Origin of the sequence: Dysgonomonas sp. GY617, assembly GCF_015233815.1 — a bacterium.
Taxonomy (GTDB): domain Bacteria; phylum Bacteroidota; class Bacteroidia; order Bacteroidales; family Dysgonomonadaceae; genus Dysgonomonas_A.
This window is the reverse complement of the sequence record NZ_JADCLR010000023.1, coordinates 278,507-298,667: the sequence shown is the minus strand read 5'-3', so window position 1 is coordinate 298,667 and position 20,161 is coordinate 278,507. Positions and strand designations below refer to the sequence as shown.

General features: G+C 35.3%; 23 protein-coding genes. 5 read left to right on the top strand and 18 right to left on the bottom strand.

Going from position 1 to position 20,161, the window contains the following annotated elements; genetic code table 11:
• Positions 1 to 22: 22 nt before the first annotated feature.
• The 11 genes from IR022_RS14110 to IR022_RS14060 all read right to left on the bottom strand — a co-directional run bounded on the left by IR022_RS14110 (position 23) and on the right by IR022_RS14060 (position 7,614).
• Positions 23 to 601 (bottom strand): DJ-1/PfpI family protein, encoded by a 579-nt coding sequence (locus IR022_RS14110; protein ID WP_050708729.1) that lies wholly within the window; start codon positions 599 to 601, stop codon positions 23 to 25.
• 153 nt (positions 602 to 754) lie between these two features.
• Positions 755 to 1,204: a hypothetical protein gene (locus IR022_RS14105; RefSeq protein WP_194204187.1), complete on the bottom strand. Its 450-nt coding sequence runs from the start codon at positions 1,202 to 1,204 to the stop codon at positions 755 to 757.
• A gap of 5 nt (positions 1,205 to 1,209) precedes the next feature.
• Complete coding sequence (locus IR022_RS14100) at positions 1,210 to 1,647, bottom strand: GNAT family N-acetyltransferase (RefSeq protein WP_199330317.1); 438 nt, start codon at positions 1,645 to 1,647, stop codon at positions 1,210 to 1,212.
• On the bottom strand, positions 1,647 to 2,924 hold the full coding sequence (gene hisD / locus IR022_RS14095; RefSeq protein WP_194204186.1) for a histidinol dehydrogenase: 1,278 nt from the start codon (positions 2,922 to 2,924) through the stop codon (positions 1,647 to 1,649). Before hisD ends, IR022_RS14100 begins: the two co-directional genes overlap by 1 nt.
• Before the next feature lie 32 nt (positions 2,925 to 2,956).
• Positions 2,957 to 3,484, bottom strand: a complete 528-nt coding sequence (locus IR022_RS14090) for a GNAT family N-acetyltransferase (protein WP_194204185.1) — start codon at positions 3,482 to 3,484, stop codon at positions 2,957 to 2,959.
• Complete coding sequence (locus tag IR022_RS14085) at positions 3,481 to 3,951, bottom strand: hypothetical protein (RefSeq protein ID WP_050708724.1); 471 nt, start codon at positions 3,949 to 3,951, stop codon at positions 3,481 to 3,483. Before IR022_RS14085 ends, IR022_RS14090 begins: the two co-directional genes overlap by 4 nt.
• Positions 3,952 to 3,962: 11 nt before the next feature.
• Positions 3,963 to 4,814, bottom strand: coding sequence for an ATP phosphoribosyltransferase (gene hisG, locus IR022_RS14080; RefSeq protein WP_194204184.1), 852 nt, complete (start codon positions 4,812 to 4,814; stop codon positions 3,963 to 3,965).
• Between the two features lie 216 nt (positions 4,815 to 5,030).
• Entirely contained in the window at positions 5,031 to 5,498 is a 468-nt protein-coding gene (locus IR022_RS14075) for a hypothetical protein (RefSeq protein WP_050708722.1), read from the bottom strand.
• 15 nt (positions 5,499 to 5,513) lie between these two features.
• Positions 5,514 to 5,864 (bottom strand): hypothetical protein, encoded by a 351-nt coding sequence (locus tag IR022_RS14070; RefSeq protein WP_050708721.1) that lies wholly within the window; start codon positions 5,862 to 5,864, stop codon positions 5,514 to 5,516.
• A 48-nt stretch (positions 5,865 to 5,912) separates the two neighbouring features.
• The gene (locus IR022_RS14065) at positions 5,913 to 6,464 is read right to left on the bottom strand and encodes an RNA polymerase sigma factor (protein WP_050708720.1); all 552 of its coding nucleotides are present in this window, start codon (positions 6,462 to 6,464) and stop codon (positions 5,913 to 5,915) included.
• A gap of 112 nt (positions 6,465 to 6,576) precedes the next feature.
• Positions 6,577 to 7,614, bottom strand: a complete 1,038-nt coding sequence (locus tag IR022_RS14060; RefSeq protein WP_050708719.1) for a tetratricopeptide repeat protein — start codon at positions 7,612 to 7,614, stop codon at positions 6,577 to 6,579.
• A 268-nt stretch (positions 7,615 to 7,882) separates the two neighbouring features.
• Here IR022_RS14060 and serS point away from each other — a divergent pair, with 268 nt between their 5' ends.
• The 5 genes from serS to IR022_RS14035 all read left to right on the top strand — a co-directional run bounded on the left by serS (position 7,883) and on the right by IR022_RS14035 (position 12,175).
• Positions 7,883 to 9,154 (top strand): serine--tRNA ligase, encoded by a 1,272-nt coding sequence (serS, locus tag IR022_RS14055; RefSeq protein WP_194204183.1) that lies wholly within the window; start codon positions 7,883 to 7,885, stop codon positions 9,152 to 9,154.
• A 54-nt stretch (positions 9,155 to 9,208) separates the two neighbouring features.
• Entirely contained in the window at positions 9,209 to 9,619 is a 411-nt protein-coding gene (locus tag IR022_RS14050; RefSeq protein WP_194204182.1) for a lipocalin-like domain-containing protein, read from the top strand.
• A gap of 108 nt (positions 9,620 to 9,727) precedes the next feature.
• Positions 9,728 to 10,249, top strand: coding sequence for an SPOR domain-containing protein (locus IR022_RS14045; protein ID WP_050708716.1), 522 nt, complete (start codon positions 9,728 to 9,730; stop codon positions 10,247 to 10,249).
• Positions 10,250 to 10,501: 252 nt separating this feature from the next.
• Positions 10,502 to 11,263, top strand: coding sequence for an MBL fold metallo-hydrolase (locus IR022_RS14040; protein WP_194204181.1), 762 nt, complete (start codon positions 10,502 to 10,504; stop codon positions 11,261 to 11,263).
• A 123-nt stretch (positions 11,264 to 11,386) separates the two neighbouring features.
• Positions 11,387 to 12,175 carry an aspartate dehydrogenase domain-containing protein gene (locus IR022_RS14035; protein ID WP_194204180.1) on the top strand — a complete coding sequence of 263 codons (789 nt, stop codon included), beginning with the start codon at positions 11,387 to 11,389 and terminating at the stop codon, positions 12,173 to 12,175.
• A gap of 102 nt (positions 12,176 to 12,277) precedes the next feature.
• Here the strand turns inward: IR022_RS14035 and IR022_RS14030 are convergent, their stop codons facing one another.
• The 7 genes from IR022_RS14030 to sufD form a co-directional block, all read right to left on the bottom strand.
• Entirely contained in the window at positions 12,278 to 12,973 is a 696-nt protein-coding gene (locus IR022_RS14030; protein WP_050708713.1) for a YjjG family noncanonical pyrimidine nucleotidase, read from the bottom strand.
• 200 nt (positions 12,974 to 13,173) lie between these two features.
• Complete coding sequence (locus IR022_RS14025) at positions 13,174 to 14,046, bottom strand: hypothetical protein (RefSeq protein ID WP_050708712.1); 873 nt, start codon at positions 14,044 to 14,046, stop codon at positions 13,174 to 13,176.
• A gap of 109 nt (positions 14,047 to 14,155) precedes the next feature.
• Positions 14,156 to 14,836, bottom strand: coding sequence for a 16S rRNA (cytidine(1402)-2'-O)-methyltransferase (gene rsmI, locus IR022_RS14020; protein ID WP_050708711.1), 681 nt, complete (start codon positions 14,834 to 14,836; stop codon positions 14,156 to 14,158).
• Between the two features lie 5 nt (positions 14,837 to 14,841).
• Positions 14,842 to 16,092, bottom strand: coding sequence for a nucleoside permease (locus tag IR022_RS14015; protein WP_050708710.1), 1,251 nt, complete (start codon positions 16,090 to 16,092; stop codon positions 14,842 to 14,844).
• Between the two features lie 127 nt (positions 16,093 to 16,219).
• Entirely contained in the window at positions 16,220 to 17,239 is a 1,020-nt protein-coding gene (locus IR022_RS14010; RefSeq protein WP_194204179.1) for an endonuclease/exonuclease/phosphatase family protein, read from the bottom strand.
• A gap of 198 nt (positions 17,240 to 17,437) precedes the next feature.
• Entirely contained in the window at positions 17,438 to 18,688 is a 1,251-nt protein-coding gene (locus IR022_RS14005; RefSeq protein WP_194204178.1) for an aminotransferase class V-fold PLP-dependent enzyme, read from the bottom strand.
• A 62-nt stretch (positions 18,689 to 18,750) separates the two neighbouring features.
• Positions 18,751 to 20,091, bottom strand: a complete 1,341-nt coding sequence (sufD, locus tag IR022_RS14000; protein WP_194204177.1) for a Fe-S cluster assembly protein SufD — start codon at positions 20,089 to 20,091, stop codon at positions 18,751 to 18,753.
• Positions 20,092 to 20,161: the final 70 nt, after the last annotated feature.

Below are 20,161 nucleotides of genomic sequence, written 5' to 3'. Positions count from 1 at the left end.
AATTAAATAAAGTCTAAAGGTCTTATATTGATATTTTAACGCCTAACAATTTGTAAAACTCAGCCAATATTGCCTGATGTCCTGGCCAGGCTGGTGATGTTGTTAGATTACCATCGGTAATTGCTTCTGCGGGAGCAATGTTTTTATAGTTGCCTCCGGCTAATTCTACTTCGGGAGCGACGGCAGCATAACAAGTCAAAGTTTTGCCAGCAACTACTTTTGCTGCAGTTAATATTTGTATACCATGACAGATCGCTGCAACGGGTAAGTTCTTTTCGAAAAAGTAACGTGTGTATTCCAGTACTTTTTTATTTAGTCGAATATATTCGGGAGCTCTTCCTCCTGTAATATATAATCCGCTGTATTCATCGAGTCTCACATCATCGAAGTTTTTTGTGATAACAAAATTATGTCCTCTCAATTCGATATATGTTTGAAATTCAGTAAAATCATGTATTGCTGTAGCAATCTTATCTCCTGCCTTTTTATCGGGGCAAACTACGTCTACATGAAAACCCAATGATTCTAATGCCTGATATGGAACCATTAATTCATAATCTTCAACGAAATCTCCTGCTAACATTAAAATTTTCTTTTTCATACCTGTAATGTTTTAAAAGTTAGGGTCTCAGACCTTTTTATTGTTTTGTAAGTGTAAGAACAATTGATTGTAATGAATTGAAAATGACTTGTCCAATATCTGAGATTGCTTACTGTCTAAAGATAAGAGTTCTGATAGGATTAAAAAAACGTCTTACTTTGCTTCGTATGTAGTGACTACAAATATAATTAAGGGCTCGTCACTTGTATTTATAATCGAGTGATAATTATTATCTCCCTGAATACAGGTTACATTTCCTTTTTTAAGATCGAATTTGCGTGTTATATTGTCTTCGCCAATACGCTCAATGTATTCGCCTTGACCGTGTACTAATACATATAATTCTTGCTCTTTTTTACTTCCATGCTCATGAAAACCTGCTTGATCGCCATTATTCATCAGTACCATGTAGACGCCGATGCGGTTGTTGACTAATTCGTCTTTTCCGAAAAGAGAAAGCATATATACTACACCATTTCCGCCATACATCGGGTCTCTCTTTTCTACGTCAATTACCGTTCTTTGTGGTTTACCAAAAGGGGTAAGTGTAATATCTATATATTTAGAAACAGTATCTAATATATGTTTTTTTTCGCTATCCATATTTCTTAGTTTAATTGTTTCAACATTTCAAAGTGTGGAATACCCACTTCTGTAAATTGATCGCCTTCTATTGTATAATTGTGTTTCTTATAAAAATCGACAGCTATTTTTCGAGCATGGAGATAGATGTATCTATGCTGAAGATCTTTTGCTGTATTTTCAGCAAATTGAAGGAGTTGAGCTCCTAAACCTTTACCCTGCATAAAAGGGGCTATCGCCATTTGACGTAATTGAACAGTATGCTCATTAAGGGGTGTCAATATACAACAGCCTACTATCCTTTCGCTTTTAGGCAAACATGCAACTAATAACAAATCATTTTCATCTTTTAGCAGATCCTCTTTGGTAAAGACCAAACCTAGTGGTTCTCTCAATACACTATATCGAAGAGCAACCATTTCGTCATATTCCGGCGACTGATATGTAATGAGTTTTAGTTCCATTATTTCTTCAAGCGAAGTGTTATTGCATTTTTATGAGCAAAAAGCAATTCGTTTTCTGCCATAATTTCAATAGTAGCTCCTAGATTTTGTATTCCTTCTCTGCTGATTTCTTGGAATGTAATTTTTTTAATGAAACTGTCCAAATTTACTCCACTATATGCTTTGGCATGACCATTTGTGGGCAAAGTGTGATTGGTTCCCGAAGCATAATCTCCGGCACTTTCGGGTGTGTAATGACCTAAGAATACCGATCCAGCATTTACTATTCTATCCGCTAAGTCGTTGTAATTTTTAGTCTCGATGATGAGGTGTTCGGGAGCATACTCGTTAGTTAGCTCAATTAGTTCGTCATCATTATTTACTAAGATAGCTATACTATGTTGAAGGGCTTTTTCTGCGATTTCTTTCCGCGGTAATTCTGCTAACTGTTTCTTTATTTCAGATATAACAGATTCTATAATAGCCTCATTAGTTGTAGTTAGTATAACTTGACTATCAATTCCATGCTCTGCTTGAGATAATAAGTCAGAAGCTATAAAAGCGGGATTTGATGTTTCATCGGCAATTACTTGTACTTCCGATGGACCTGCCGGCATATCTATGGCGACGTCTTTAAGACTGACCAATTGTTTTGCAGCCATTACATACTGATTACCTGGTCCAAATATTTTATAAACTTTAGGAACGCTTTCTGTTCCATATGCCATTGCTCCAATAGCCTGTACTCCACCAATCTTGAAAATTTTGCTAACTCCTGCTACTTTAGCAGCATATAGTATGGCAGCATTCACATTTCCGTCTTTGTCGGGAGGAGTGCATAGTACTATTTCTTTACATCCAGCAATAGTTGCAGGTATAGCAAGCATTAATACGGTAGAGAATAATGGTGCTGTACCTCCAGGTATGTATAGTCCTACTTTTTGGATGGCTACTGCCTTTTGCCAGCAAATAACGCCTTTAGTAGTTTCTATTTTCTTGGTTTCTATTTTTTGAGCTGAATGGAATTTTTCAATATTGCTTTTAGCAGTTCTTATTGCAGACTTAAGCTCTTCGGAAAGATACTTTTCCGAATCTTCAATTTCTTTGCTAGATACTGCAAGAGAAGATAATTGTACTTTATCAAATTTTTCCTCATAGCTGATAACAGCCTTATCTCCGCCTGACTTTACTTCAGCCAAAATAGAGCTAACGGTTGCATTCAGTGAAGATGTGTCGAATGTTGGGCGAGCCAAAATCTTGTCCCAATCGTTCTTTTGTGGATATTTTATGACTTTCATTTTTGTAAGTATAAAGTATATCTTATAAGATCTTAGACCTTAAATTCTTTTTTTAATAATCCGTAAACAGCTAAATCGGTATACTTATTATCAACAAGTAATTCGCCATCACGTTCAATGCCTTCTAGTATAAATCCAAGCTTCTCAGGAATACTGCGACTTTTAGCATTTTCTACTCCAGCTTTTATTACAATCTTATTTAAATTGAAATCGGTAAAGCCTAATATCAGCAATTCTTTTACTGATCTCGTTACTATACCTTTTCCTTGTGCTTCTTCTATAATCCAATAACCTATCTCAGCTTTATGATTGAGAGCATCCATATGGTTAAATCCTATGCGACCGATAAACCTATCTGAATCATAAATACTATATTGAACTTCTTCATTATCAATTACACCTTGAACGTATTCAAGTGTATTGCTTTCATCCTGAGTCCAGTCAACAAACGGTAACCATGTTCTCAGGTAATCTCGTTCTCTGGTTATTGCCTCATAAATATCAGAAGTAGATTCTAATGTTGTTGGGCGTAGGACTAATGTTTCTGTGATTTTTATCATATAGCCGATTTTGGATTTTCTAAAACTCGTTGTTCATCTTCTTGCAAATCTAGCCTTATTATGGCATTTGATACATTGGGCTTATTAAGAAATAAAACAGCAAGAGAAAACAGTGTTATGCATACAAAAAAAAGTTCTCCTGTTATTATATAACAACCGATAGAAAATAGTGCAACAGTATCTAAGATCGTCCAAGGGATAAGTAGTCCTTTTCTATATTTAGATAGCTTTTCATGCAATCCTCTTTTCTGTTTTGCTTCTTTAATACTTTTCTGAGCGTAAAAATAAGCCAGCGTAAAGCCAATAATAACAATAATTCCGTCAGCTATGATATAAGGTATATCATGTTTTGTGAAATTATTATGTTTCTTGTACATCAATGCAAAAAATAGAAATATACAAGGGAGCAAAAGCATAATTATATATACTGTATATAGTATTGTGAAATACTTTTTTACTGTACTCATCAGACTGCTTTTTATAAGATCATTTTCTCAATAGGAATCACTAGTATTCCTTCCGCTCCTAAGGCTTTTAATTTTCCTATTATATCCCAAAATTGTTTTTCTGAGATTACAGAGTGTATAGAACTCCATCCCGATTCTGCCAGAGGCATTACTGTTGGGCTTTTCATTCCTGGTAGAAGAGATATAATATCTTCTACTTTTTCGTTAGGTGCATTAAGCAAAATGTATTTTTTACCTTCTGCAAATTGTACAGATTCTATTCTGAATATTAATTCGTCTAATATCTGTTTTTTATCTTGTGATAAGTCGTTATTTGCGATAAGCAATGCTTCTGATTGCATCACAACTGCTACTTCTTTCAGTCGGTTACTAACTAATGTGCTACCAGAGCTGACAATATCGAATATAGCATCAGCAAGTCCTATACTTGGAGCTATCTCAACAGAACCGGAAATAACGTGTATTTCTGATTCAATAGAATTATCTGCTAGGAATTTTTTTAAGATATGAGGGTAGGAGGTAGCAATAGTTTTGTTGTGGAACCAATTAACGTCAATGTAGTCTATGTCTTTTGGAATGGCTAACGATAGGCGACATTTGCTGAAACCTAGGCGTTTGGTTATGAGCGATCCTTCTTTTTTCTCTACGAATTCATTTTCTCCAACAATACCAACATCGGCTACGCCTGTAGCAACAGCCTGAGGAATATCGTCGTCTCGGAGAAATAGAATTTCTACATCAAAACCTTTTACGGGAACAAGTAATGTTCTCTTCTTATTATTAAGTTTGATACCAGCCTCTTGTAGAAGTTCCATTGTTTCTTCAAATAGACGACCTTTTGATTGGATAGCAATGCGTAGCATATATTTATTAAAGTAATTAGGTTAAAAAAAAAGACTCACCTATATGTAGGTAAGTCTTTACTTCTTGTGTTATTTTGAAAATACATCATAATAAGACCTCACTTACCAAATGAAGAGAAATAGAGGTGATGATGATGTAATTGTCTTGTCATTATTAATATTTTTATATAAAGGCAAATATAGTAAGAAAAAATAAAACACAAAGAGATTTCCTAATTATTTTCTTTTTGATCTTTCTTTGTCAGACCTATTGCCTACCAATTCTTTCATGTATTGGGTCTCTGCTTGCTTGTATCTATAGATTTTCTCGGCAGATAATACTTTTTTGAACTTCTGAAGATATTCTTGTTCTAATTGCGCCTCTTTTATTTTAACAGAGCTGCTAGCCTCCAGTAATCGTTCGTAATCGGCATTTGTTTTATTGCTTTTTTTGCGAAGTTCTCTTGATTCTTTTCTGATTGCTCTGTTCAACTCAAAACGTTTATCCATTAACTCGTTGGTTAGGGGAATAAAAGCTTTGGCTTCAGCATCAGTCAAATTTACCTTCTCTATGATAAATTCGGCTCTTTTCTGTTTAAAAGCTTCTATGTCAAAATCTCCTCGGTGCGAATGTTCTTGCGCCGATAAAGGGAAATATGAAAATATAGAAAGCAGGGCAAGAAGTAAGATATTTTTATATTGCATAATCTTGTTTTTGAATTATTCTACACTATAAATTGCGTCTTTATAAACTAATTGAGTTGCATCGTCTTCAAGAAATTGGTAATAATCATTCTCAAAAGAAGCCAAATTGTCGTCACCTGATATATAATTCTCTTTTGCAAAATTACTAATATCAGGAGAATGGTTCTCCATGTAATTAGTTCCCAATATAGCAATGCCTGTAACCACAGCTGCCGCAGCTACCCATTTGCCAACAGACCTCCATAGAGGAACAATTTTCTTTTGTTTCTTCTTTTCCGGTAAATTATTCATTATTTCTTCATTGAAATTCTGAAAGTAATTTTCCGGAACTCTGAATGGGCTATTTTTTTCGATATTGTTCAACATACTACTAATCTTTTGAGTATAATATAGACTCTTTAAAATGAAAAAGGTTTAATTGGATTGTGATAAAAAATCTTCTATTTTTTTCACTGCATGATGATAAGAGGCTTTGAGAGCTCCTACCGAGGTGTCGAGCACTTCAGACATTTCCTCATATTTCATTTCTTCGAAATATTTCAGATTGAATACTATCCTTTGTTTTTCGGGTAAAGTCAAAATAGCTTTTTGAAGTTTCAGTTGGGCTTCATCACCATCGAAATAAGAATCGCTTTCGAGTTTTGCTTCCAGAAAGTTGTCGCTATCATCCAACGGTACATTTTGCTGTTGTCGTTGTTTGTTTATAAAAGATATACTTTCGTTGATAGCTATTTTATATAGCCATGTAGTCAATTTAGAGTCACCCCTAAAGCTGTCGATATTTGTCCAGATTTTGATAAATGTATTCTGTAAAACATCATTAGCATCTTCGTGAGAGATAACAATCTTTCTGATCTGCCAGTAGAGCCGTTCGCTGAACGACTTCACCAAAACAGAGAAAGCATCCCTTTGGGTTTTCTCATCCAATAGTCTTTTAACTAATAGAGCTTCTTCCGTTTCTGTCATTTTATATTAAGTGCTAATATATTTATATACATATGGGGAACATATCTAAGTTTACCCTAATGATAAAGATATAAACAGTTTTCAGTTTAATTGTAAAATCAGTTTGTAATTATTACATCTCCGAATCGTCTCCGAAATCATCTTCATTATCAACTGTAGAACCTTGTCCATCCTCAAACCAAGAGATAAAGCCATCTACTTTGGTTGTATTGTTATTCCACCATTCGAGAGACACGGGGAAATAAGAAACACTTACATATCTGCAATATGTCTCAAAATATCCTGATTCTAGTATCTCTGTATAGATAGGGACATAAAAATCCCACAACATACCTTTACGAGTATCGTTCTGCATTTGGCTCAAAGTGAAAAAGATGGTTCGTGATGCTTGTTCAAAATAAGCATATTGAAAGCGCTGATCTTCAACCTTGGGTTGCATTGTACGGAGTTGATCGTATATTTTTTGTCTGTCAATGCCATCTTCGGGAGTTAACAGAGGAGAATTTGCCGGAATTTTTTGTGTGATAATATCATACATTTCACCGAATGCGTCTTTAGATCGATCTGTATTTGGTTCAAGTAATAAGAAGAAGTGAAACGATAGAAAGCTTTGTATCCATCTGTCCGAATCGCTTAACACATAGGCGTATAGTAAAAATGCACTGGGGTGAGTGGTATCTATTTCAATAGCTTTTTGCAAATGGAAAATAGATAGCTTTAAGTTTTTAGCTTTAAAATAACTCAATCCAAGATTGTAATGGAGGAGGTATTCATCTCCGCATCTTTCCAATGCCTCATTTAGTAGCTTTACCGACTGATCTATTTTGTTCATATCGGCAAGAGCAGAACTCTTTACACAGTATGCATCTACAAGAAGGGGTTTGAAGTTGGCATTAATAACCTTAGTGCTATATTTTAGAGCATTATCATAATCTTTAAGATGAAGATAAGATAGAGCCATCTCATAGGTTGCTGACATCGAAGACGGATTAGCCTTTAGTGCTTGTTGATAGTAACTAATAGCATCCTGATAGCGTCCTTTGTCGTGGAGGCTAACTCCTTTTCTGATTAATTTGTCAGATGTAGGCTGTGTGTATGATATAGTTGAACAAGAAAATAAGAGGATAATTGTAATGACTAATAACCGCATTCTAAATAAAAATTATATTTTGGAGAAGTAAAAGTACTAAAAAACTCCATAGCGCTCTATATTACTTGTAGGAGTTTATGAATTTTTCGGAATATTCACCGATTTTACTTTTTTCTTATTTATATATACTAACCTCTTAGAAGTGACTTAAAATATTTATACCTTTGTTCGTCAAATTGATAATAACACGCAAGTTAAGGTTCTAAAATTTCTTGTAGTATTGCCAGTTTTGATAAATATTTCCAATATCTAAATATTAAAGAATAAGATGTTAACGATCAAGACTATTAATGATAACCCTGAGGCAGTTATAAAAAAATTGGCTAAAAAGCACTTTGATGGAAAAGAAATCATCTATAAAGTGTTGGGCGAAGATAAAAGACGTAGAGATATACAAACTGAGTTAGATGGACTTCTTGCGGATGTTAATGCCAAGTCGAAGAGCATAGGCGCTTTGATGAAAGAAGGAAAGAAAGACGAAGCCGAAAACCTGCGTTCTTTTGTACAAGAGGTTAAAGGTCGTATTCAAGTATTGGAAGCAGATCTTAAAGATGCTGAGGTGCAGGTGCAGGAAATGCTTGTACTTATACCTAATCTGCCTGCGGATGAAGTACCGGAAGGTAGGGTTGCAGAAGATAATGTTGAGATTAAAACAGGAGGTACTATTCCTGATTTAGGAGACGAAGCTCTTCCTCACTGGGATTTAGCGAAAAAGTATGACCTTATCGATTTTGAATTAGGTGTTAAAATTTCAGGAGCAGGTTTTCCCGTTTATAAAGGAAAAGGAGCCCGTTTGCAACGAGCGTTAATCAACTATTTCTTAGATAAAGCACGCGATGCGGGTTATTTAGAGATTCAACCGCCTTATGTGGTAAATGCGGCATCGGGTTATGGTACGGGTAATCTTCCCGATAAAGAAGGTCAAATGTACCATGCGACTTTGGATGATCTGTATTTGATACCAACAGCCGAAATACCTGTAACAAATATATATCGTGATGTAATTCTGGAAGAAAAAGATCTTCCGATCAAAAATACAGCTTATTCAGCATGTTTCAGACGTGAAGCAGGTTCTTACGGAAAAGATGTTCGCGGATTGAACCGCTTGCACCAATTCGATAAAGTAGAGATTGTACGTATAGATACTCCTGAGCATTCATACGAATCGCTGAAAGAGATGGTAAGCCATGTGGAGTCGTTGGTGACCGAACTTGGACTGCCTTGGCGTATACTTCGTCTTTGTGGTGGTGACATGAGTTTCACATCGGCATTGACATTCGATTTCGAAGTGTTCTCTGCTGCGCAAAAACGATGGCTAGAGGTAAGCTCCGTTTCTAATTTCGAAAGCTTTCAGGCTAACCGTCTAAAATGCAGATATCGAAACACAGATAAGAAAACTCAATTGGTGCATACTTTAAATGGTAGTGCTTTGGCTCTTCCTCGAATAGTGGCTGCTTTGCTTGAGAATAATCAGAAACCTGATGGAATACATATTCCTAAGGTGTTGATTCCTTATACAGGATTTGATATAATAGATTAAGATCTGAGATCTTTTTATGGCTATACTACTATTTTACAAAATATAAATTGGCTAATGAATTTTCGAAAATTAAGTCTGCTAATTCTGATCTTCTCTTTATTGGGGTTTTATTCTTGTAGTGATGACGAGAATTCAAATCTGGAAGGTAGATGGCAGCTAAACCAAATAGAGACTTCGGATGGAAAGAAGCAGGATGTAGATACCATCTTTTATTCTTTCGACAGAAAGGTCTTTCAATATTTGAAATTAACTTCAGATACTGAAACCTTTATGGGATTTGGTAATTATACTGTATCAAACGGTGAAATTAAAGTCGATCTGATTTGGGAGAGTTTCCGTCCTTATGAGTGCGATAGCTGCTTAGGATGGAATAGTCTGTCTCGAAATTTTATAATAAAAAGAAATACGTCATCATCGCTCCAATTAGAATCAGATGGAGAGATTTTATATTTCAAAAAATACTAAAAAACAGTTATGTATACCTTAATAGGTTAAACTATTTTTAGTATTCATCTGTTATTTGATATAGGAGAAATTATTATCTTTGTAAAAATAACTTTTAACAATGAGATTATGAATAAACTACTGGGATTTGGATTAGCACTGTCATTATTGGTGGCTTTTGGTTCTTGTAAACCAAAACAAAGTGCTTATAAATCTGTATATGAAGCAGCGAAGGAAAGAGAACTTGAGGAAAATAAAGCTCAACCAGCAACTCCGGTTACTAAACCAGCTTATCCTGCTTACACAGATGCATCAAACGAAAAAGTAAGAACAGAAAAAATTACACCAGTATATGATGCTGACGCTTCGGGACTTAGAGCATATAGTGTGGTTATTGCCTCTTTGAGTGTGAAACCTAATGCTGAAGCCTTGAAAGCCAGAATGGAACAAGAAGGTTACAGAATTATCTTAGCTCAAAACGAACAAGGTATGTATCGTGTAATTATTGCAAGCTACGATGATAAAGCGGCTGCTGTAAACGAAAGAAATAGTATTCGCGATAAATATTTGGCTAGCGGTTCTAGCGATGTTCTTAGAAGAACATACGGTATACCGTTTGACGATCTTTGGATATTGCAAAGACAATACTAATAAAGTCAAAATGTAAAGACCTAAAAATGGCTATTTCAGATTCTGAAATAGCCATTTTTTTTATAGGTAGTTTTCTTCGTTTTTTTGTTGAAACAGATTGTGACTATAATGTTTGGCTAAGCATTAAAATGTTTGAGACCCCTAAATACCGTAAAATATTTAATGAATTTATTGCTCTATCTTTCAATCATAGCTATCTTTGATAGATATATTTACTAAAATAATAAAAGGCCTGATGCCTTAATGTAAATTATGCGTGTAAGATTTTTAGGCACAGGAACTTCAACGGGGGTACCCGAGATTGGCTGCGAGTGCGATGTATGTAGATCAACAGATAAACGAGACAATAGATTAAGAGCGTCGGTTATTGTTTATATTGAGGGAAAGTCTATATTGATAGATTGTGGTCCCGACTTTAGAGAGCAGATGTTGGGGATTGCTTTCCTGCCGATTGATGCGCTTTTAATAACCCATGAGCACTATGATCATGTAGGAGGTATTGACGATTTACGCCCTTTTTGCAAATTTGGAGATATTGAGATCTATTTAGAACAATATGTTTCAGAAGCATTAAAGTCAAGAATCCCTTATTGTTTTACAGAATACAAATATCCGGGAATACCTATTATTGCTTTAAATGAAATTAGTTTAGAGCCTTTTAAGGTTGCAGGAAAAATAGAGATTATTCCTATCAGATTGATGCATGGTACACTTCCTATTGTTGGTTATAGGATCGGGAATTTTGCCTATCTTACCGACCTTAAAACTATTCCCGAAGAAGAATATCATAAACTAGAGGGTTTGGACGTTTTGGTGATAAATGCTCTTCGGATAAGGGAACATATTTCTCACCAAAATCTGGATCAGGCTTTGGAAAAGATAAAACGGATAGCTCCAAAGAGAACTTACCTTACGCATATGAATCATCATTTCGGATTACATGCTGAGATGGAGAAGATATTACCCGAAAATGTATTCGTGTCTTTCGATGGATTAGAGTTAGATATACTATAAAGTCTATATAAGTAATAGTAATTATACTGTACAAGTATTTTGAGTCGTAATACGATCTGTTGTATTAACGCTTGTCTAAGTAATAAATAGGTCTGAGACCTGAATAAAGATACCTTTGTTTATATGAAAAAGTTAGTAATTGTTGGATGTGGACATCTTGCCGAAATAGTTGCGGATGCAGTTGTTAGTGGTTTGTTAGCTGAATATGATTTGGTTGGCGTTTACTCGCGTACAGCTTCGAAGGCTGATCGTATTGTAACAAAGATGCAACAACATGGAAAACCTTGTGTAGCATGTGAAACTTTAGAAGACTTATTGGCTTTGAAGCCTGATTATTTAGTAGAGTCTGCTTCTCCTACAGCTATGAAGGCTCTTGCTCTGCCTACATTGAAGAATGGAACTTCTATCGTCACCTTATCTATTGGAGCTTTTGCTGACGCTGCATTTTATCAGGAAGTAAGGGAAACTGCAAAAGCACATGGTACACGTGTATATATTGCGTCGGGTGCTACGGGTGGTTTCGATGTTTTAAGGACTGCTGCTTTAATGGGTAATGCTTCAGCCAGATTCTTTAACGAGAAAGGACAAGCTGCATTGAGACGGTCAGTAGTATATGATCCATCTTTAGAAACAGAGAAGCGAGTAGTCTTTTCTGGAACAGCTAGAGAGGCAATAGGTGTTTTTCCTACGGGACTTAATGTTTCGGTCGCTGCTTCGCTGGCTTCGGTTGGTCCCGAAGATATGCATGTAACTATGCAATCCACTCCCGGTTTCATAGGAGATACTCAAAGAGTTGAAATTAAGAACGATCAGGTACACGCAGTGGTAGATGTATATAGTGCCACACCCGAAATTGCAGGATGGTCTGTGGTGAGTACTTTGATTAATATTGTTTCACCTATTGTATTCTAATAATAGATTAAGCAGATGTTTAACCATAGCCAAAAAGGGGTTTGTACATCGTTCTAGATAGTAAAAAGAAAAAGTGGTATTATATAATACCACTTTTTCTTTTTAAAGAATAGTCTTTATATCATTTAAAGTCTTTACTGTATATGTTGGTGCTACATTGCTTGAGTCAACCATACTTTTAGGGTTAAACCAAATCTGATCTATACCAATGTTTTTAGCTCCTATAATATCTGTATTGATGTTATCTCCAATCATAATACAATCGGTACTGCTGGTACTAGATTCTTTCAGAGCATAATTGAAGATCATAGGATGAGGTTTATTTTTCCCTACATGATCTGAGAGAAATACATCTTTAAAGTATGAATCTAGTCCTGCATTTTTGATCTTCTTGTCTTGTACTTCCAGAAATCCGTTTGATATTATATATAGGTGATATTTAGGTTGTAGATATTCAAGTATGTCTTCTACTCCCTCAATAATATTCTTTTTATTGGATACTCTACCCATAAAATCATTGTTCATTTCTAAAGACTGCTCAGTAGAGATAGAAGTGAAGTCATTCAATGCTTGTTTGAATCTTCCCGTCTTTAGTTCTTCTTTACTTATTAGATTTTGCTCATATTGATCCCATAAGTGAAGATTGATGCTTTGATATTTTTGGTAGAAATCGTTGAAACTAGGATAATACTTATCGATGGTGTAGTCTGTGTAAACTTCTTCCAGTACTTGTTTACTGTTAAGAGCTGTGTCGATAAGCGTATCATCTAGATCGAAAAATATAGTTGTATATTTCATCTGTTTTAATTAAATAAGCCTTTGCGAAGCTATTGAGCGTAATAGCTATAATTTACTATAGCTATAAACTGTTTGTTAGTTCTTCTTTTATTACCGATAGGTATGTATTAAAACAATAAAAAGGTCGTAGACCCTTTAATAAACAGTGGCAAAGAGAAATCTTTACCACTGTTTTTATCTTATGTAAGAATTATTAAAGCTTAATCAACCTGTATAATAAGGAATTGACCTAGGCTCCAGAATCTTTTGTAATCATTAATTTTAATTACTACCTGACTGTTTGCATCTTTAGCAATAGTGTAGCTGTCTTTAGGTTGATCAGATAGTACTTTTGCTTTCTTAGCATATACAGGAATTTCTTTTACATCACGAATGTCAATCTTGATGAAAGTTGATTTGTCGATAGACTCTTTCAAAATTTTAGGAGAAGAGATAAAACCGCCTGTAACAACTTTGGCTTCTTTAAGCTCTTTTGATGTACCGAAGATATAATAACCGGTATTCAATGCTTTCTCTTGTTCTTTTATTTTGTTAGACTGTTCTACATTCTTATTAGAAAGATCTTCAACATTAGTATTCAATTTTTCAACTTCACCTGTTAATGATGCAATTTGAGCATCTCTTACTGTAAGAGCTTCTCTAAGCTCGGTAATTGCAGCACTTCTTTGTTCAAGTTCGGCAGTAAGTCTTTCTACTGTTTGTTTAAGCTGTGCAGATTGTCCTCCTGAACTCTTTAGTTTTTTGTTTAGAGTTTCTATATCTGCCTTATTCTTTTTAAGAATCTCATTAATCATATTAAAATCACTAGTGATACGAGATTTGGTATCAGAAGACATTTCGCCTTTAGATCTTGACTCTATGGTTAAGAATTTCTCAGCCTCTTTAATTTGAGCGAAGTTTTCCTCCACTTGGTTTATCATTGCCATTAAATCGGATACATCTGATTGCCCCTTAGTCGAGACTTGTAATAAAGAATCTCTCTCAGCTTGCAATGCTTTATATTCGTCAGAGTTCTTTACATTACATGATGCTAACATGCCAAGGCATAGACATCCTAAAATTACTTTTTTCATAATTATCTACTTTTACTTTTTCCTATTTAACACTAAACCCTCTTGTTTAGTTTTGGTTCAATTCATCAAATTTAATTCTTTTCCTAAATAAATAGCTTATTTTTAGAGTTTATTCGTTTTTCGCAGCAATAATTATAACAAATTCACCTCTTGGAGCCTTTGTCGTAAAATGCAAAATAAGTTCTGCAAGAGTACCGCGTAGAGTTTCTTCATGCATTTTTGATATTTCTCTACAAGTAGCAGCTTGTCTGTCCTCTCCCATATATTCTGCTAATTGAGTTAGCGTTTTTAATACACGATGAGGTGATTCGTATAAAACAATGGTAGTCGGTATTTCTGCAAGTTCTTTAAATCGGGTCATTCGTCCTTTCTTTTGAGGAAGAAAACCTTCGAAATAAAATTTATCACAAGGAATACCTGATGAAACTAATGCTGGAATTAATGCTGTTGCTCCTGGAAGACATTCTATTTCGATACCCGCTTTTATACACTCTCTACCAATAAGAAAACCAGGATCAGAAATACCGGGAGTTCCGGCATCTGAAACAAGACCTATATTCTCGCCCGCGCTTAGTCGGTCTATGATATGAGATATAGTTTTATGCTCGTTGAATTTATGGTACGACTGCATCTTATTTTGAATCTCAAAGTGCTTCAGCAGAAAACCTGTTGTGCGAGTATCTTCTGCAAGAATAAGATCTACCTCTTTGAGCAGTCTTATTGCTCTGATAGTCATATCTTCTAGATTTCCGACGGGGGTCGGTATAATATATAGTTTACCTAGTGACATCTTTTTTAGACTGTTTTTTGTTCAGTTTTCTTATACTTAAAGACAATGCTAAATACAATGGCTAGAACTAAAGCGTAGGCTGCGAAACTAAACCAAATGCTTGGCCAGTCTTTTATGCCATCGCTTGACGTGAATAGATCTACAACGTATCCGCTACCCATTGTTCCTACAATAGTACCAATTCCGTTAGTCATAAGTATGAATAAACCTTGAGCACTTGCTCTGAACGATGGATTTGTTTCTGTCTCCACAAAAAGAGATCCCGATACATTGAAGAAATCGAAAGCCATTCCGTATACTACCATAGATAACATGATGAATATGATGCCGCTATCAGGGTTTCCGATACCAAACAAGGCAAAGCGCAATACCCAAGCTAGCATACTGATGAGCATTACATTCTTGATTCCATAACGTTTCATGAAGAATGGTATTGCCAGAATAAACAAAGCTTCTGATATTTGTGATAATGAAGTCAAAATACCCGGATGCTGAACAGCAAAAGAGTCTTTGTATTCTTCAGTAAGAGCAAAGTCATTTAAGAATTGTTGTCCGAAAAGGTTGGTGATTTGCAGTGCAGCACCTAGTAACATGGAGAAGATAAAAAATATAGCCATCTTCTTTTCTTTGAAAAGAACGAAAGCATCTAGTCCAAAAGTTGAAACCCATGAAGAATTTTTAGTTGCATGAGTCGGAGGACATTTAGGTAATGTAAATGCATATAAGCCTAATATAAGTGCAGCAGCAGCTCCTAAATACAATTGATTGGCGCTGGCAGTCCATTTCATTATATCAACCATCCACATGGCAACAATAAATCCTACTGTACCCCAAACCCTAACGGGTGGGTAATGCTTTACTATATCGAAGTTTGATCGTTCCATTGCATTGTAAGCAATAGTATTAGTCAAACCTAGTGTAGGCATATAGCACATAGTAACGAGTAGCATAATAAAGTAAACCTGACTATATTCTGTAACATGCGGTAGATAAAACAGCAGTGCAGCTCCCAAAAGATGGCACATTGCATATACACGTTCGGCATTGAGGAATCTGTCGGCAATAATACCAAGCAAAGCTGGCATTATAAGTGCAGAGATACCCATGGTTGCAAAAATACCTCCGATTTCTACGGCATTGAAATGAAGTGTTACGGAAAGATATACCCCTAGAGAAGTAAGCCATGTACCCCATAAAAAGAATTGTAGGAAATTCATTATTATAAGGCGATACTTGAGGTTTAAAGAACTACTCATCTGTAATTAGTTATTTATATGATTTATTAGCCAAAGATAATATAAATATGTTTTTTCTTTTGTAAAAAAGAAGGAGTTTAAGTGTTATAGATTACCTATTTCTCTATAATTTCTAAAGAAAAGAACATTATTTGTCTAATGATAGGTAGATTAGGGTAGGGAAGTGGTCGCTATACCCATTTAAGAAAGTATTTCCGGAGAAAGTACGCAGTGGATATCCTTTATATTTTCCCGATTTTTGGAAGAGAAAATCTTTATTGAATACTTCCGCTTTTTCAAAATTTAATTTGCTTTTTCCTGTACTTAATAGGCTCTGCGAAATTATAATTTGATCGAACAAATTCCATTGGTCTTTATAGCATAAAGTACCTGTACCACTTTCGTGTATTTTCCACATAGTATTATATAGTCCGCCTTTCTGTACCTCTTCCTTGTTCTTTTTAGCATTAAGTACTATTCGTGTACTTTTATCTTTAGGATCATCATTCATATCTCCCATAATGATAACGCCAGCTTTAGGATTAGCTAGGTAAATAGAATCGCTGATGTGTTTACAGATGGCAGCCGCACGTTCTCTAAGAGGCGAGGAGTTATCTCCTCGGCGCGAAGGCCAGTGATTAACTAATACATTAAGAGGTTGTCCTGCTAGTAATCCGCTAACGACAAGAATGTCTCGGGTTTTTATATCATTTGCTCCTGGAAGTGTAAAAGGATACACTTTGTATGAGGTTACTTTGAATAACAATGGATTGTAAATAAGTCCGACGTCAATACCACGTGCATCAGGTGAATCTTGGTGTACAATCTGATATTTTCGACTGGCTAAATCTCCGGTATTGATAAGGTCTTCTATTACCTTTTTATTTTCAACTTCAGCTACACCTATTATAGCCGCACCCGCAGGATTTGTTTCTTTTCCGAGTAAATTGATTACGTATGCTAAGTTTTTGAGTTTCTTTTTATATTTATCGTCTGTCCAATTATTACGTCCCGCAGGTGTAAAATCTTCATCCTGAATATTGGTGTCTCTTTGTGTATCAAATAAATTTTCTACATTATAGAATGCAATAGGATATATTTCCTTTTTGTTTTGAGCAAAGCCAGCTACTGCCAATAAGGCCAAGCAGATCAATAAATATTTCTTCATAAATGATATTATAATATAGGTGAATGAAAGCATTTGATGATATACTTTCGAGTTATAACAATCTATAATTGTTTTACATGTTACAATATTGATAAGGGCTACGACTTACTACCTTATAAAGTGTAAATTTAGCAATAAAAAAAGACTACTTATGAAATTGATTCATAAATAGTCTTTCTGTATATAGGGTGCTTAATGTCATCCAAACATAGGAACAATTCGTTTTATTCCTGCAATAAGTTGATCTATTTCATCCTTTGTATTATAAAATGCAAAAGATGCTCTAACTGTTCCTTCAATACCTAGTTCTTCCATCAATGGTTGAGCGCAATGGTGTCCTGTACGTACAGCAATACCCATTCTGTCTAGTAACATACCCATATCGTAATGATGGATATTCTTTACAAGAAATGATACTGCACTACTTTTGTGGTCAGATGTTCCGAAAATACGCATACCGTCTATTTTCATCAACTCCGAAGTACAATACTCCAAAAGTTCATCTTCATAGGCGCGAATATTGGATAGTCCTATTGAACTGACGTAGTCTAAGGCAGTTCCCAAAGCAATAAAATCTACATAATTGGGAGTACCTGCTTCAAACTTGAAAGGAAGTTCGTTAAAAGTCGTTTTCTTAAACGAAACCGAACCTATCATTTCCCCTCCTCCCTGATATGGAGGCATCTTGTTAAGTAGGTCTTCTTTTCCATATAAAATACCTGTTCCCGTAGGACCATATATTTTATGTCCCGAGAAAACCAATAGATCACAATCTAACTTTTGCACATCTATATTGATATGCTGTATAGATTGAGCTGCATCTACCAAAACAGGAATATTTTGCTTGTGTGCTATCTCTATGATTTTTTCAAGCGGATTTATGGTTCCCAGAACATTCGATACGTGCATTACCGAGATCAAGCGAGTCTTAGGTGTAATCAGTTTCTCTAGTTCTTCAAGAATAAGTTCTCCCTTTTCGTTGATAGGAATTACTTTGAGCTTTACACCCGTAATGCTTTCCTGTATTTGCCAAGGCACAATGTTGGAATGGTGCTCCATGGCAGAAACAATAATCTCATCACCTTCTTTGCAAAACTCACGGCAAAAACTAGAGGCAACCAAATTTATACTTTCGGTTGTTCCCTTTGTGAATATTACTTCGTGAGCATGTTTTGCATTGATAAACTGCTGAACTTTTTTGCGGGCGTTTTCAGTCAGTTCGGTAGCTTCTTGACTAAGATGGTGTACTCCTCTGTGAATATTTGCATTAACAGAACCGTATACTTCACTTATCTTATCTATTACACATTTAGGTTTTTGTGTAGTAGCTCCATTATCCAGATAAATGAGAGGTTTCCCATATACTTGAGTTTCAAGTATAGGGAAATCAGCTCGTATTTTATTTATATCTAAAGGGGTAGATGTCCCTGTCGCTTTTGTAGTTGTCATAACAAATTTATTATTACCTGATATTGTTATGAATAATTGAAATTACCCAAACAAAAGAGGGCTTATTTACATATAGCGCAATCTCCACATCTGGCTTCTTCTCCACGGAAGCGTTTTTCTACCAATTCTTCAAGACGGTCTCTTAGTACGTCAATATGAATTAGTTTAAGCACATCCGCAGTAAATGCTTGCATTAGTAGCAATTTAGCATCCTCTTTGGCTATACCTCTTGCTCGTAAGTAGAAAAGAGCATCTTCGTCCAATTGTCCGGTAGTTAAACCGTGCGAACATTTTACGTCATCTGCATAAATCTCAAGTTGAGGTTTAGAGTACATACGAGCGTCGGGCGAAGCACAAAGATTGTTATTTGTTTGATACGCCATTGTTTTTTGTGCATCCTGCTCTACAAGAATACGTCCACAGAAAGAGCCTACGGCTTGCTCCTGCAATACATATTTAAATAGCTGAGTGCTTTGGCAATGAGGTTTTGCGTGATCTAAGAATGCAAAGTTATCAACATGTTGCACCTTATCGGCAATAACAACACCTGCAATAGTTGCTTCGGCGTTTTCTCCGTTAAGTTTTACATGATAATTATTGCGTGTAAAACCACAGTTCAGAGTAATATTGTTAACCAAGACGGTTGATGATTTCTCTTGTTGAACGTAGGTCGAAGCTAATCGGGTTACTTGATTAGAGTTTTCCTCTAATTCGTAAAATTCGATATGGGCATTCTCTTCAGCAAATATTTCAGTAACCTGAGTTGCCAGAAACTTATGGCTGTCAACAGTATGGTCGCAAGCCAACAATTTTACCTGAGAGCTTTTTCCTGCAATAATAAGTAGACGTCTGTTTACCAGAAAATCTACATTTGCAGTAAGTATGTTTATTAATTGCAGAGGCTGTTCAATTACAATGTTATCAGGAATGTATATTACAAATCCATCTTGTACAAACATCGTGTTGAAAGCAGCTATAGCATTGTTTTCTAATTGAGCTACTTTGCCATAATATTTTGAAGCTATATCAGCATGTTGTTCCGCAAAGTCATTTAAGCTCCCGATAAATACACCCTTTGGAAAATCAGTTTTTGGCTGATGCTCTTTGTGGAATGTATCATTCATTAAAAAGAATAAATTAGTCGAAAGTTCGGGTACATTGCATTTATATGCGTTGTATGGATTTGTTTGAGTAGATAATCGGCTTAGATTAAATCCATAATCAGGAATAAATTCCTTTACAACATCCGAATATTGATAATCTTCAAGACTACGATCGGGAAAACCCAGCGTCTTGAAAATTTCAAAAGCCTTATTCCTTTCATCGTTCAGAACCTTTGTCGATTTGCTGTCGATAAGGCTTCTGTGTTCGGTGAATAAGTCTATATATTGAGTTTCTATCATTGAATTCTGTATATTTTACTGTAAAACATTGCTTCTGTATTCTTGGTATTGCAGGAGATAAACCTCATTC